Consider the following 13,474-nt stretch of genomic DNA (forward strand, 5'->3'; position numbering starts at 1 on the left):
CATGTTGCGAACATATTGGTTGGCCCTGACGGCTTTCCTGCTGCCGGTAAGTGCCCTTGCTCAGAGTTCGGACATGGTCCGTGTGCCTGCGCAAATTGATGAGGGTGCTATTCCGCTTCATGGCGCATATGTACCCGGCGCGGATGGCGGGGAAATCTGGACAGATGTCGGGACCGAAAGATGGGTGCGGAATGTCACTCAGCCGACACTCCTGCCGGTCCTGCCAGATGAAGAAGTCGCGACCGGTGCGGCAGTCATCGTGGTGCCGGGCGGCGGGTTTCAGTTCGTGTCCATCGACAATGAAGGCTATCCGATCGCGCAATGGTTGGCGGACCGGGGTATTGCGGCGTTTGTGCTGAAGTATCGAGTGATGGAAACGCCGGTGCCGGAAGACGAATTCTCCGTACACATGGATCGCATGTTCGCCCCAACCCCTGAGACGGTGCCAATCGACATTCGCGAAGGACTATCCGTGGCGGTCGTCGATGCACAGGCCGCGTTGGAACTTGTCGAAGCCCGCAGCGAGGTGTGGGGGATCGACCCGTCGCGGATCGGTATGCTCGGCTTTTCAGCCGGGGCCATGACAACACTCGGTATCACGTTGAAAGACGGCGACGCGCCGCGTCCGGATTTTATCGGCTATATTTATGGGCCCATGACGCCGGTCGATATTTCAGGCGAAGTCCCGCCCATGTTCGCGGCGTTGGCGGCCGATGATTCCCTGTTTGGAGATCAGGGTTTTGGTCTTGTTGAATCCTGGAAAGATGGTGGGGGAGCCGTAGAGCTGCACTATTATGCAAGCGGCGGGCATGGGTTCGGATCGTACAAGCGCGGTGTGACGGCCGATGGCTGGTTTGATCAGTTCATCAGCTGGATGAAAGCGCAGGGCCTGCTGGACATTCCAGTCGAGGAGTAATCTGCACGCTCGCGCTCTTGTCAGTCGATGATTTCAAGGCTCAGCACGCGTACTTTCGACAGGCGAATGGCTTCGCGGACGCGGCCACGCAGGACGAGCGTGTCGATATTTTCCGGGTCGGCAGCCATTGCGGCGTCGATATCTGCCATGGCGAGATTCAACTGGTCGAGGTTGAGGTGGGCCTCGGCACGCAGCTGGCGAGCGATGCTCATGTTCGGCGCGAGCGTGATGGCGCGGTCAAGGTCTTCCTTGGCTTCGGCCCAGTCTTCCAGCATCAGATGGGCGCTTGCCCGATCCACGAGCAGATCAGGGATGCCGGGTTTCAGCTTCAGCGCATTGGTGAAGGTCACGATGGCTGCCTCCGGCGCGCCAGCCTGAAGCCAGGCGTTGCCGGACTGGGTGAGATATTCGGCGCGCTGCTCGACCGACCCGCCATCGACCGAATTGGCGAGCTGTTCCAAGCGCGCCGCACCTTCATCCGGACGGCCGAGCGCGATCAGCGCCATGGCCGTACACTGGCGCGCGCCGGGCCGGTTGCCCTGATAGATCCAGGCAAGTCCATCCTCATAGGCTTCCTCGGCATCCACTTCGATCTTGGCGACGCAGGCTTCGAGTCGGTCGGCTTCGCGCGCCTCAATAGTGGCGCTTGAGGACTGCGTCATCGCCAGTGTTGCGATGGCCAGGGCAAGGATGGACATGGATCAAGCGCTCCGGAAACTGTACACGGGTCTTAGACCCGACAGGAGCGACCAGCGCAAATGACAGATATGACATCTCTGCTTTTTGTTTTTGGGCTTGGTTATAGTGCCCTGCACTTGGCCAGACGCCTGAAAGCCAAGGGAATACAGGTCTCTGGCACCGTGCGAAGCGAGGACAAGGCGGCGACCCTGCGCGCCGAAGGTATTGCCGCACAGGTCTGGTCCGGGCAGGGGCTGCCGGATATTCCAGACGGCGCCCATTGGCTGGTGACCTTGCCGCCGGATGAGGGCGGATGCCCGGCGGCGCGTGTCGCGACCTATTCTGAACCGGGCGCCGCGAGCATGACCTATCTGTCTACTACTGGGGTCTATGGTGATCTGGGCGGTGGTTGGGCGATGGAATGGAGCCCCGTTAATCCGGGGTCCGACCGGGCCAAGGCGCGTGTGCTGGCAGAGCGGCAGTGGATGGACGCGACCGATGGCGCGGCGCGGATTGTGCGCCTGCCGGGCATTTACGGGCCCGGTCGCTCGCCCTTTCAGAAGCTCAGAGATGGGAGGGCACATCGGGCGGTCAAACCGGGGCAGGTCTTCTCCCGTGTGCATGTAGACGACATTGCCAGCGGATTGGAGGCGTTGGTCCTGCGACCGCACCTGCATGGAATTTTCCATTTGTGTGATGATCAGCCCGCGCCACCGCAGGATGTGACGGCGTTTGCGGCGACCCTCCTCGGCATTGCGCGGCCGCCGGAAGTCCCGTTCGACGAGGCAGACCTCAGCCCGATGGCGCGCAGTTTCTATGCCGAATGCAAGCGGGTCTCCAATGCGCGCGCGAAAGCGGCGCTCGGCTGGCGGCCGGTATATCCGACCTATCGAGAGGGGTTATCTGCTGTATTGACTGCAGAATGCGGATCGGATTGAAAATTTTTTGATGTTTTCCTCCACTTTCGCGGGATTGTGGTAGGCTCCCGCTCAGGGTGTGGCCGTGACGAATGTTCGTCAGCTTCTGACCACATGAGGGACAAAAAATGACTTCAAGATATTTGCTGCTCGCGGCAAGCCTGATCGCGTTATCAGGCTGCGCGTATACTGACAAGTTTGGAAGCGCGGAGGAGCCGGTAGCGGCTGAAACCGCATCTGCGGCTGACGCCGAGATGAGCTTGGCCGAGATCGCAGAGAAAGCTGGCGCGCCATTGTTCGACGGCATGGGGGAATTTCATCGCCCCATCACCACGTCGAATCCGTATGCGCAGAAATATTTCGATCAGGGCATGGTGCTGGCATTTGGCTTCAACCATGCCGAAAGCATCCGCTCTTTCCGGGCGGCTCAGACGCTCGACCCGACCTGCGCCATGTGCTTCTGGGGCGAGGCGATGGCCACCGGCCCCAACATCAATGTGACCAGCAAGGGCAAGGCCGTGATGTCGGACGCAGACCGGCAGTCGGCTTTCGCGGCAATTGTCAGGGCTCAGGAATTGTCAGGTGGTGCGACGGAGCAGGAGAAGGCGCTGATCGTTGCCATGGCTGCGCGTTACAATGGTGATCCGTCCACGTCGCGTGAGCCGCTGGATGTCGCCTATGCACAAGCGATGGGCGACTATGTGGACTCAAATCCGGCGGATGATGATGCCGCGGCAATGTATGCCGAAGCCTGGATGAACACGATGCCGTGGGATTACTGGTCGGCCGATGGCGCGCCGAAGCCGGACACGGTGAAGGTGATCGAATCTCTGGAAGGCATTATTGAGCGGTCGCCGGAGCATCCGCTGGCGTTGCACCTCTATATTCATGCGGTCGAGGCATCCCAGGATCCGGGCCGTGCGGAGGACGCGGCCGACCAGCTCGCCGATCTGGTGCCGGGGTCTGGCCATCTCGTACATATGCCGGCGCACATCTACTGGCGTGTCGGGCGTTATGATGATGCCGCGAAGGCGAACATCACGGCGGCCTCCGTGGATGAAGCCTATATCGCCCAATGCAACGCGCAGGGATTTTATCCGGCGATGTACTATCCCCACAATATCCACTTCCTGTGGGCGGCGGCCAGCATGTCAGGTCAACGCGATATGGCCATCGACGCCGCGCAAAAGGTTGCAGACAATGTGAGGCTGGAGCAGATCGAGCAATTCCCGACCGTGGAATTCTTCAAGACCATTCCGATTCTGGCTCAGGTCCAGTTCGGCCAATGGGATGACATTCTTGCGTCCGATGCGCCGCCGGAGTCGCTTGATTATTCAAATGCCATCTGGCGTTACGCCCGGGGCGTAGCGGCGGCTCGTTCGGGCGACGTGACAAGCGCTTCAGGTGACCGGGCTGTGCTGGCCGGTCTGAAAGACAGTGTCCAGATCAGCTTCCTCGATACGGCGGACTATCCGGCCAGCGTGTTGCTCGGCATTGCCGATGCGCTCCTGCAAGGGGAAATAGCCATGGCAGAGGGCAATCCTGAACAGGCGATCCCGCATTTTGCGGCGGCCGTCACCGCGCAGGATTCGCTGCCCTATATGGAGCCGCCCTTCTGGTATTATCCGACCCGGCAGTCGCTCGGAGAGGCTTACGTTGCCGCGGGCAAGTTCGCCGAGGCCGAAAGCGTGTATCGCAAAGACCTTGAAGAGTATCCGAGAAATGGGTGGTCCATGTCGGGTCTCGTCAAGGCGTTGGAAAGCCAGGGCAAGACCGAAGCAGCCGAAGAGGTCGAGAAGACATTCGCGATTGTCTGGCGCCATTCCGATATCGAACTGGACGGCTCCCGGCTCTAGCCTCACGCACGAAAAAGCCCCCTCCGTGAGGAGGGGGCAGTTGCAGGGGATATTTTCTTCTCTTGACTATGCCGTCACGGAATCGCGCTGGCGCTCGTGTTTGCCTTCGCAAATCTCCTCAACGATCTTGGCGTTGAAGTCGCCAAGGTCATCCGGGGAGCGGGAGGTCACGAGGCCGCCGTCGACGACGACGGACTGGTCCTTCACAATGCCGCCGGCATTCTTCAGGTCCTGCTGGATCGCCGGGAAGCCGGTGACTTCGCGGCCATTCACGAGATTGGCCGAGATAAGAACCTGTGGGCCGTGGCAGATTGAAAAGACCGGTTTCTTCTGGGCGAAGAAGTCCGACACAAAAGACTTCGCCTTGTCATTGGTGCGCAGCGCATCCGGGCTGAACAGGCCGCCGGGAATGAGCAGCGCGTCGAAATCCTCTGCCTTCGCCTCGTCGAGGGACAAGTCGACTTGGTATTTGTCGCCATGTTCGCGGTGTTGATTGGCGTGGATGAAACCCTTCTCTGTCGAAACGATCATCGTTTCGCCGCCAGCTGCCTCGATAGCTTCCTTCGGGCTGGTGAGTTCGATTTCCTCGAATCCATCTGCAGCGAGAATTGCCATTTTCCGACCTTGGGCGCGTTGATTTGACATATAACATGTCTCCTTGATCTGGTGTGGTCACCGCGCTGCGACCTTTGGTGGGGGAGCGCGGGCGGACGGAACATCCCGTCCTGCACAAGATCAATGACTGGCCGGGGCCATCGTTCCGATTAACTCGCGGAAAGGTCAGGGACGCGTTGCAGTGGCGATTTCGGCGCAGGTCGTCTTCAGTCGCGCGATGTCCTGTTCGCGGGACAGGCGATGATCGCCATCCTTGATCAGGGTAAAGACGAGATCCTCGCTCGTGATCGTGTCGACGAGTCGTTCCGCATGCTTCCACGGCACGTCGGCGTCCTGCATGCCCTGCAGGATGCGGACGGGGATGTCGAGCTCGATGGGCGCGTCAAGGATCTGCCAAGTTTGGCCATCCTCGATCAGGGCGCGGGTGATGGTGTAGGGCTCATCATAGTCCGAGGGCCGCTGTGTGAAGCCCTGTTCCATGATCTCTGACTGCGCTTCGGCGGAGAATTCCGGCCACATCAGCTTTTCGGTAAAGTCCGGTGCGGGAGCGATCAGGACAAGACCCGCCACGCGGTCCGGGCGGGCGAGGGCGGCGAGCAGAGCCATCCAGCCGCCCATGCTGGACCCGACCAGCACGATTGGCCCGGTGCTGTGTGTGTCGATGGCGGCAAGAGCATCCTCGCGCCAAGCCGAGATCGTGCCGTCCTCGAAGGCGCCATCGGACAGGCCATGCCCGGAATAGTCAAAGGCGAGAAAGCCATGCCCGGCCTCGGTGGCCCAGGCTTCGAGTTCAGTCACTTTGGTGCCGCTCATGTCGGATTTGAACCCAGACAGCCAGACATAGGTGAGAGGCGAATGGGTCGGGGCCGAGGCGCGATATGCGAGGCGGCGACCCTCGGGAGAGGTGAAATAGGTCGTTGTCATTCCTCTCCCGTTCCGTCATCTGTCTCGCCTGTCAAGCGAGTGGAGGGATTACGACTTGCCCGATTTTCCGGATTTGACTGGCAAGACCATTCTCCAGGTGGCCCCTGAATTGTCGGCTGGTGGGGTGGAGCGTACCGTGCTCGAAGTCACCGAAGCCATCATACAGGCTGGCGGAAGGGCTCTGCTGGCCAGCAGGGGCGGTCGCCAGGAAGCTGCCTTCGAAGCCCTGGGCGGTGAGTTGTTCCGGATGGACGCCAAATCCAAGAATCCGATCACGCTGAAACGGAATGAAGGCAAACTGAAACGCTTGATCGCGCGCGAAGGGGTAGACTTGGTCCATGCCCGGTCGCGCGCGCCTGCCTGGAGCGCCTATTGGGCCGCCAAAGCGATGGATGTGCCGTTTGTGACCACCTATCACGGGGCCTATTCGGGCAAGACCAAACTCAAAAAGCGCTACAATTCGGTCATGGCGCAGGGCGACATCGTGATCGCCAACTCCAACTGGATCGCCGAGCATGTGAAAACGGAGCATGGTGTGCCATTCGAACGCGTGGTGACCATTCCGCGGGGTGTCGACCTGGAGGCGTTTGATCCGACCAATGTGCCGGTCGCGCGGGTGAAAGCCATTCGCGAGGCGCTCGGACTTGCGGATGATCCGCGGAAGATATTGCTATTGCCGGGACGCTTGACCGAATGGAAAGGGCAACTCATTGCCATCGAGGCGCTGGCCATGCTGGCATCGGATGAGCGCGACAAGCTGGTGCTCGTGCTGGCGGGCGACGCGCAGGGGCGCAATACTTATGTTACGCGGCTGGAGCACGCTGTGGTGGCGCACGGGCTCGACCGGGGTGTCATCATGTCTGAACACATTACCGATATGCCCGCGGCCTATCTGGCAAGCGATATCGTGCTGGCGCCATCGGTGCGACCCGAAGCGTTCGGGCGTGTGGCCGCCGAAGCCTCGGCCATGGCGCGTCCGGTGATCGTGGCTGACCATGGCGGCGGGCGGGAAACCGTGATCGAAGGCGAGACGGGCGCACGGGTGGAGCCGGGCAATGCGCAGGCGCTTGCAGGCGCTATTCGGGCCCTGTTGTCGGTCGGTCCACTGGCGCGCGATGGCATGGGCCGGGCGGGACAGGCACATGTTCGACAGCATTTCTCAAAGCAGGGGCTTCAGGCGGCGACACTGGGAGTCTATAAGACCTTGCTGGAGTAGGGGAAATCGAGGCTCGCATGGCAAAACCGGTCAAACCGGCAAGTCCCGTCAATCCGGGCGCAAAAGCCCTCAATGTGCTGGTCATCAAACTCAGCGCACTGGGCGATTTTGTGCTGGCATTGGGCGCGATGAAAGCGGTGCGCGAGATGCACCCGAAGGCGCGTATCACGCTGCTGACCACGCCGTTCTTCAAGGAATTTGCCGAACTTTGCCCTTATGTGGACGCGGTGGAGACCGACGGGCGGCCGGATAGCATGAAGGCAACTGCTGCGCTAATTACCCGTATCCGCAAAGCCAAGTACGACATCATCTATGATTTCCAGACCAGCGGACGCACGAAGAATTATTTCACCGCGTTGAGCAAGACCGGCAAGGCGCCGCTCTGGTCGGGCCATCATGAAAAGGCGGCGTTTTTCCACGACAATGGCGAGCGCGCCACCATGCATTCGATTGACCGACTGGCAGAACAGCTCGAAGTGGCTGGCGTGGCACCGGGCGGCCGCTGGCTGGGCAATTCCGCGCCAAAGCCAGATCTTTCCTGGGTGCGGCCAAAACTGCGCGACGCACCGCGGTTGCAGCCAGCCTATTTCAGCCTTGAAGAGCCTTACATGTTGTTGATCCCGGGCGCTTCGGCCCATCGGGAGGCCAAGCGGTGGCCCGTTGAAAACTATGCGGAATTGGCAAAACGGGTGGCCGATGCAGGCATTACGCCGGTTATTATTGGCGGCAAGGATGAGGGTCCCCTGGCGCATGAGATCGTGCGTAAGGAGCCGCGCACAAAGAGTCTGACCACGCGCACCGATTTGTTTCAGATCGTGACCCTGGCGGAAAAGGCGCTGTTTGTGGTCGGGAATGATACCGGCCCGATGCATATGGCGGCGATTGCCGGCGCGCCGGGCGTTGCTCTGTTCGCGCTGACCGAGAGCAATCCTGACCATGCGGCCCCGCGCGGCGACACGACCATCATTATCAATTCAGCGCCCACGCTGGCCGAGTTGAGCGTCGACGATGTCTGGCAATCGGTTCGGGCTTTGGGTGTGCTGCCATCTTGACGGGATCGCGGAAGTATAGAATGCCCGTCCGCCTTGAAGATGCCTGCATTTACAGGCATATTGAAGCTTACCGAAATAGCGACAAAGGAGATTCGCCATAGCTCGCAGACCAGACACCGGTGGACCACAGAAATCCACTGGCCCACGTATCAATGACGACATTCGCGCCGCCAAGGTTCTCTTGATTGATGAGAACGGTGAAAAGCAGGGCGTGATGCCCATTATGGCTGCCATGGACGCGGCCCGCGAAGCAGGCATGGACCTGGTGGAGGTTTCACCGAACCAGGAAGTCCCCGTCGTCAAGATTCTAGACTATGGCAAGCTCCGCTTCGAAGAACGCAAGAAGAAGGCGGCTGCGAAGAAGAAGCAGAAGTCTTCAGAACTCAAAGAAATCAAGATGCGCCCGAATATCGACACCCATGATTATGGCGTGAAGACGAAAGCGATGACGCGTTTTTTCGAAGGTGGCGACAAGGTGAAAGTGACCCTGCGCTTCCGTGGTCGCGAAATGGCCCACCAGCATCTCGGCATGGAATTGCTGAAACGCGTCCGCGACGATTTCGATGAAATGGCAAAGGTTGAACTCGAGCCGAAGCTCGAAGGCCGTCAGATGACCATGGTGCTCGCACCGCGCTAAAGCCAGCGCTGCTGACTCCAGCACAATAAGCCGGACGGGCCCTGCGCCCTCCGGTTTTTTTTGTGTGTGGCGTGCGGAGAGACAAGGCCGCAGGGAAGGGGCATTCAGGAGCAGAGCAGGTTGCGACCCTGTCTCTTCCGCCTGCCGGGACTCGTCAGGTCCCCATCCCGGAGAATTTGCGCGCCGGGATGACCTTCACAGATTATTGCCTATGGGTCCCTGTCGAGTTCACGGCGCCACTTCTGCAGCAGCAACCGTCAAACGGCGGGGGAAAGCTTGGTCAGCATCCCCGCCGCCAGGCATTTACTGACCCGCTTCGATGAAGGCGCGTACATCGTCGGAGAGTTTCTTTCCGTCGCTTTCGGCCAGGTACATCATGTGACCGGAATCGTAATAATCGAACTGGACCCGGTCGAGCACAACACCGTTCTTGTGCAGGGACATTTCCGCGCCGAAGAAGGGCGTTGCCAAATCGTACCATCCCGAGGCGAGCAGCACGCGCAGATCAGGATTTTCGCGCATGCCTTTGCCGAGCCATGGCGTGACATTCACATAGGATGGCCAGCCGCGCTGGTTCACATCCCAGTTCCACTGCGAGCCGGGTTCTCCCGTCAACACCTTGTACGGGCGGGTGAAGTCCACATTCAGCTCGCGGGTCAGATAGTCATTGATCGCAGCGACATAGGCGACATCCATGCCATAGCCGGACGGGTCGTTTTCGGGAGTGTCGGCCGTACCTTCACTGTCGACGCCCCGGTACCGGCTATCAAAACGGCCAACCGTGAAGCCTTCTCGGCGCAGCAGCTCCTTGCGGAAGCGAGCCGGATCGACGCGGAGATTGGCAAGGCGGATCCATTCCGGCGACAGGCCGATGAACTCACTCATTTCCTGCGCGATGCGAATCTCGTCGGCTTCGCTGAGAGTCGAGCCGCGGATCAGGGCAGGGGCCAGAGTGTCGGTGGCATAGGTGCGGGCGTCTTCGATGAAGGCATCGAAATCATTGTTCCACTTTGCCTTGTTGGCCTTGCCATGATGCCAGGCGGTGGCGGCCTCGGTCGGGAAGAAGGCGAGATGGGCCGTGTCATTGCCAGGCGCAAAGCGCGCAGTCTGGAAATCCAGGATGGCCGAAATCAGGATCACGCCATTGAGACCGATGCCGTTCCAGCCGCCTTGCAGCTTTTCGGTCAGTGCGGCGGCCCGCGTCGTGCCATAGCTTTCGCCAGCCAGGTATTTCGGGCTGTTCCAGCGGCCATTCTCGGTCAGCCAGATGCGGATGAATTCGGCGATGCTCTCGGCGTCTTCATTGACGCCATAGAATTCCTTGCCCTCGGTCTCGCCGAGTGGGCGCGAATAGCCGGTGCCGACAGGATCAATGAAGACGAGGTCGGTGACATCAAGCAGGGAGTTCTGGTTGTCGCGAATTGTATAGGGCGGCGCACCGACATCGGACGCATCGGACGGGGTAATCACCTGTTTCGGACCGAACGCGCCCATGTGTAGCCAGAGCGAAGCTGATCCGGGCCCGCCATTGAAGACGAAAGTGATCGGGCGCTGGGCGGCGCTGGTCGTGCTGGTGTCGATATAGGAGACCGAGAAGACTGAGGCGGTTGGCTCGTCCTTGTCGTCGCGCAGATAGGTCTCGCTCGCGACGGTCTCGTACTTCACCGTCTTGCTGCCGAGCCGGAGCGAATGGTCAGAGGTGAAGACCCGCGCCTCCGGCACCTCAGGCGCGTCTTTCGGCCCGTTCCCGGCGTCTTCAGCTATACTTGGCATGACAAAGATCGCCATGCAGGCGGCGAGAAGTAGCGTGCGCATGAAAGCAGCCCCTGAAACTTTATAACAATTTGCGACTTTATTCAGGCGGGGGCGCAAGGGCAATAGCCGCACGGTCCTGGACCCGTTTGAGTTTTCCGCATTTCGGAGTTACGCTTTCAGGCAGGGGAAAGCCTATGGATATCGTCTTGCTTTTAGGTCTGCTTGCTTTGCCTTTCCTTGTCTGGCGGGCTTGGGTAGGCCTCAAAATGCCAAAGCGGCGAGCCGAACGCGAAGCACGCCGCCGCGCGGTGCGAAATCGCCTGCAGTAACAGCATATTGGCCTCTTGATTCTCTGCCCCTGATCCGTCATAAGCCGCCTCTTCCGAGCGGTTTGGGCGAACGGCATGCCCTCCAGCTCATGAACCCTGGGCCGCCTATACGGTGTGAGCTCGACGACAGGAGAGATGAAATGCCGAAGATGAAGACCAAAAAGGCCGCTGCAAAGCGGTTCAAGATCACGGCAACCGGAAAGCTCAAGCACGGCGTCGCTGGTAAGCGTCACCGCCTGATGAGCCACAATTCGAAGTACATTCGTCAGAACCGCGGCACGAAAGTCGCTTCTCACGCTGATGTTGCTCGCGTTGTGAAGAAATTCCTGCCTTACGGCCTCTAGGCCCGTATCCTTCAAGATCTTGATTTAGGAGGCCTAAGATGCCCCGTTCACGTAACAAAGTTCCCGCCCACGCCCGCCACAAGAAGATTCTGAAGCAGGCAAAGGGTTTCCGTAACCGCCGCAAGAATACGTTCCGCATCGCGCACCAGTCCGTCTGGGAAGCCGGTCAGTACGCTTATGTCGGTCGTAAGGTCAAAAAGCGGAAGTTCCGCTCGCTCTGGATCCAGCGCATTAATGCCGCTGTGCGAATCCACGACGACGAAATGAACTATTCCCAGTTCATCAACGGCCTGACCAAAGCCGGTATCGAAGTTGACCGCAAGGTCATGTCCGACATCGCCATCCGCGAGCCGGAAGCATTTGGCGCCTTGGTCAAACAGGCCAAGGCTGCCCTCGCTTAACCTGCCCGCAAGGCACAAGTGACAAAGCCCGGCCCTCAAAGCCGGGCTTTTTCTTTAAGGGCGTTTGCATGCGGGCGCGAAGCGCCTAAAAAGCCCGCTGGAACAGCAAAGGGAAGCGACCCCCGTGTCCGATATCAATACGATTGAAAAAGAGGCCCTTGCGGCGATTGAAGCGGCAGGCGACCTGGCTACGCTGGATGATGTGCGCGTGGCCGAACTGGGCAAGAAGGGCAGGGTGTCCGGCCTGATGAGTTCGCTGGGCAAAATGAGCCCGGAGGAGCGCAAGGAAAATGGCCCGAAGCTGAATGCGCTGAAGAATCGCGTCGATGCCGCCGTCCGCGCCCGCAAGGAGGCGCTGGAAGCGGCCGCGCTGGAGGCTCAGTTGGCCAGCGAAACGGTTGACCTGTCCCTACCAGCGGCGCCGGGCCCGAAGGCCGGCGCGTTGCATCCGGTCATGCAGGTGTTCGAAGAAGTCGCCGCCGTCTTCGGCGACATGGGCTTCACGGTGGCCGAAGGCCCGGACATTGAAGACGACTGGCACAATTTCACCGCGCTGAACTTCCCCGAAGGCCATCCGGCGCGCGAGACGCACGACACCTTCTTCATGCATGCGCTGGAAGGCGATGCGCCGAAAGTGCTGCGCACGCACACATCTCCCGTGCAAATCCGCACCATGATGAGCCAGAAGCCACCGATCCGCATTCTCGTGCCGGGCCGGGTCTACCGGAATGATTGGGACGCGACGCACACGCCGATGTTCCATCAGGTCGAAGGCCTCGTCATCGAGAAGAACATTCATATGGGCCACCTCAAAGGCTGCCTGATCGATTTCGTGAAGGCGTTCTTCGAAGTGGATGATGTCGAGGCGCGTTTCCGTCCGCACTTCTTCCCGTTCACTGAGCCGTCGGCAGAAATGGACGTCAAATATACCCGCAAGGGCGAGACGATCGAGATTGGCGCAGGCGACAGCTGGATGGAGATTCTCGGCAGTGGCATGGTGCATCCGAATGTGCTGCGCAATTGCGGGATTGATCCGAACGAATATCAGGGCTTCGCCTTCGGTATGGGCGTCGACCGCCTCGCCATGCTGAAATATGGCATGCCGGACCTTCGCCCATACTTCGAAGCCGACCCGCAATGGACTCGCCATTACGGCTTCGCGCCCTGGTCGACACCGTCCGTCAGTGGCGGCTTGAGCTAGGGAGCAGGGGGCATGGGTACCGGCAATAAAGTGGAAATGCTGATTGCGATCTGCGCGGTGCTGACCAGTGCAATTGCCGTCTTCATCGCCTGGGACCAAGGCCGGGTCATGCGCGCGCAGCAGCATGGTGCTGTCTATCCCGTGATCCAGATCGACGGGTTTGTTTCAACGAGTGTCGACACAGCCTCTATGGGTATTCGTGTTTCCAATAGCGGCGTCGGTCCAGCCCTGATCGAGCAGGTCCGCATGCTCAGGAATGGTGAGCCGGTCGCGAGCCTCAACCTTTATGTTGACCGTTTCCCGTCCGGTTATGACCTTTCCTGGACGAGCCTCATCGGCCGGGCCATAGCACCAGGTTCCAACGTGGAGCCGCTCAGGGTCGACTGGTCTCGTGACGATATTTCGGGCGATCAACTTGACGCCGTTGCCGCAGAGTGGAGCCAGCTGGACGCCGAGATCTGCTACTGCTCGGTTTTCGATAGATGCTGGATAACCCGGGGCCTGGGTATGGGGCGCACGATGGGCCGCGCGGAACGCGTTAAACGCTGCGAACGCAGTGAGGTAGACCTTTTTGAAGCAGTGGCAAACGCGCCGCGCGCTTCAGGCACCGAAACGATTTCGGAAGTGGAATAG

At 60.0% G+C, this 13,474-nt stretch carries 14 protein-coding genes; 10 read left to right on the forward strand and 4 right to left on the reverse strand.

All coding sequences use genetic code 11. The annotated features are described in order from the left end of the window. Position 1: 1 nt before the first annotated feature. Positions 2 to 916: an alpha/beta hydrolase gene (locus tag B3527_RS16515; protein WP_290480474.1), complete on the forward strand. Its 915-nt coding sequence runs from the start codon at positions 2 to 4 to the stop codon at positions 914 to 916. Between the two features lie 20 nt (positions 917 to 936). Here B3527_RS16515 and B3527_RS16520 read toward each other — a convergent pair whose 3' ends face one another. Then, entirely contained in the window at positions 937 to 1,614 is a 678-nt protein-coding gene (locus B3527_RS16520) for a hypothetical protein (RefSeq protein WP_290480473.1), read from the reverse strand. Positions 1,615 to 1,674: 60 nt separating this feature from the next. Between B3527_RS16520 and B3527_RS16525 the strand changes: the two genes are divergently transcribed. Both B3527_RS16525 and B3527_RS16530 read left to right on the forward strand, forming a co-directional pair. Next, entirely contained in the window at positions 1,675 to 2,532 is an 858-nt protein-coding gene (locus B3527_RS16525) for an SDR family oxidoreductase (RefSeq protein WP_290480472.1), read from the forward strand. Between the two features lie 107 nt (positions 2,533 to 2,639). Continuing rightward, entirely contained in the window at positions 2,640 to 4,367 is a 1,728-nt protein-coding gene (locus tag B3527_RS16530) for a tetratricopeptide repeat protein (RefSeq protein WP_206992171.1), read from the forward strand. Positions 4,368 to 4,433: 66 nt separating this feature from the next. Here B3527_RS16530 and B3527_RS16535 read toward each other — a convergent pair whose 3' ends face one another. Both B3527_RS16535 and B3527_RS16540 read right to left on the reverse strand, forming a co-directional pair. Continuing rightward, on the reverse strand, positions 4,434 to 5,012 hold the full coding sequence (locus B3527_RS16535) for a type 1 glutamine amidotransferase domain-containing protein (protein ID WP_034816447.1): 579 nt from the start codon (positions 5,010 to 5,012) through the stop codon (positions 4,434 to 4,436). Between the two features lie 135 nt (positions 5,013 to 5,147). After that, a complete protein-coding gene (locus B3527_RS16540) occupies positions 5,148 to 5,906 on the reverse strand; it encodes an alpha/beta fold hydrolase (RefSeq protein WP_290480471.1) in 759 nt (252 codons plus the stop codon). Positions 5,907 to 5,961: 55 nt separating this feature from the next. Here B3527_RS16540 and B3527_RS16545 point away from each other — a divergent pair, with 55 nt between their 5' ends. From B3527_RS16545 to infC, 3 genes are all read left to right on the forward strand, one after another. After that, on the forward strand, positions 5,962 to 7,122 hold the full coding sequence (locus tag B3527_RS16545; protein WP_242517462.1) for a glycosyltransferase family 4 protein: 1,161 nt from the start codon (positions 5,962 to 5,964) through the stop codon (positions 7,120 to 7,122). 17 nt (positions 7,123 to 7,139) lie between these two features. After that, positions 7,140 to 8,174: a glycosyltransferase family 9 protein gene (locus tag B3527_RS16550; RefSeq protein ID WP_206992173.1), complete on the forward strand. Its 1,035-nt coding sequence runs from the start codon at positions 7,140 to 7,142 to the stop codon at positions 8,172 to 8,174. Between the two features lie 97 nt (positions 8,175 to 8,271). After that, a complete protein-coding gene (infC, locus tag B3527_RS16555; RefSeq protein ID WP_290926900.1) occupies positions 8,272 to 8,811 on the forward strand; it encodes a translation initiation factor IF-3 in 540 nt (179 codons plus the stop codon). 303 nt (positions 8,812 to 9,114) lie between these two features. On the opposite strand, the gene B3527_RS16560 is transcribed toward infC, so the two are convergent. After that, positions 9,115 to 10,626: a S10 family peptidase gene (locus B3527_RS16560; RefSeq protein WP_290480470.1), complete on the reverse strand. Its 1,512-nt coding sequence runs from the start codon at positions 10,624 to 10,626 to the stop codon at positions 9,115 to 9,117. Positions 10,627 to 11,035: 409 nt separating this feature from the next. Here B3527_RS16560 and rpmI point away from each other — a divergent pair, with 409 nt between their 5' ends. The 4 genes from rpmI (at position 11,036) to B3527_RS16580 (ending at position 13,474) form a co-directional block, all read left to right on the forward strand. After that, positions 11,036 to 11,239 (forward strand): 50S ribosomal protein L35, encoded by a 204-nt coding sequence (gene rpmI, locus B3527_RS16565; RefSeq protein ID WP_034816462.1) that lies wholly within the window; start codon positions 11,036 to 11,038, stop codon positions 11,237 to 11,239. Positions 11,240 to 11,277: 38 nt separating this feature from the next. Continuing rightward, the gene (gene rplT / locus B3527_RS16570; protein ID WP_034816464.1) at positions 11,278 to 11,640 is read left to right on the forward strand and encodes a 50S ribosomal protein L20; all 363 of its coding nucleotides are present in this window, start codon (positions 11,278 to 11,280) and stop codon (positions 11,638 to 11,640) included. Between the two features lie 124 nt (positions 11,641 to 11,764). After that, the gene (gene pheS / locus B3527_RS16575; RefSeq protein ID WP_290480469.1) at positions 11,765 to 12,841 is read left to right on the forward strand and encodes a phenylalanine--tRNA ligase subunit alpha; all 1,077 of its coding nucleotides are present in this window, start codon (positions 11,765 to 11,767) and stop codon (positions 12,839 to 12,841) included. Between the two features lie 12 nt (positions 12,842 to 12,853). Continuing rightward, positions 12,854 to 13,474, forward strand: coding sequence for a hypothetical protein (locus B3527_RS16580; RefSeq protein ID WP_206992175.1), 621 nt, complete (start codon positions 12,854 to 12,856; stop codon positions 13,472 to 13,474).

It is taken from the genome of Hyphomonas sp. UBA4505 (assembly GCF_002388685.1).
In the GTDB taxonomy this organism is placed as follows: Bacteria; Pseudomonadota; Alphaproteobacteria; order Caulobacterales; family Hyphomonadaceae; genus Hyphomonas.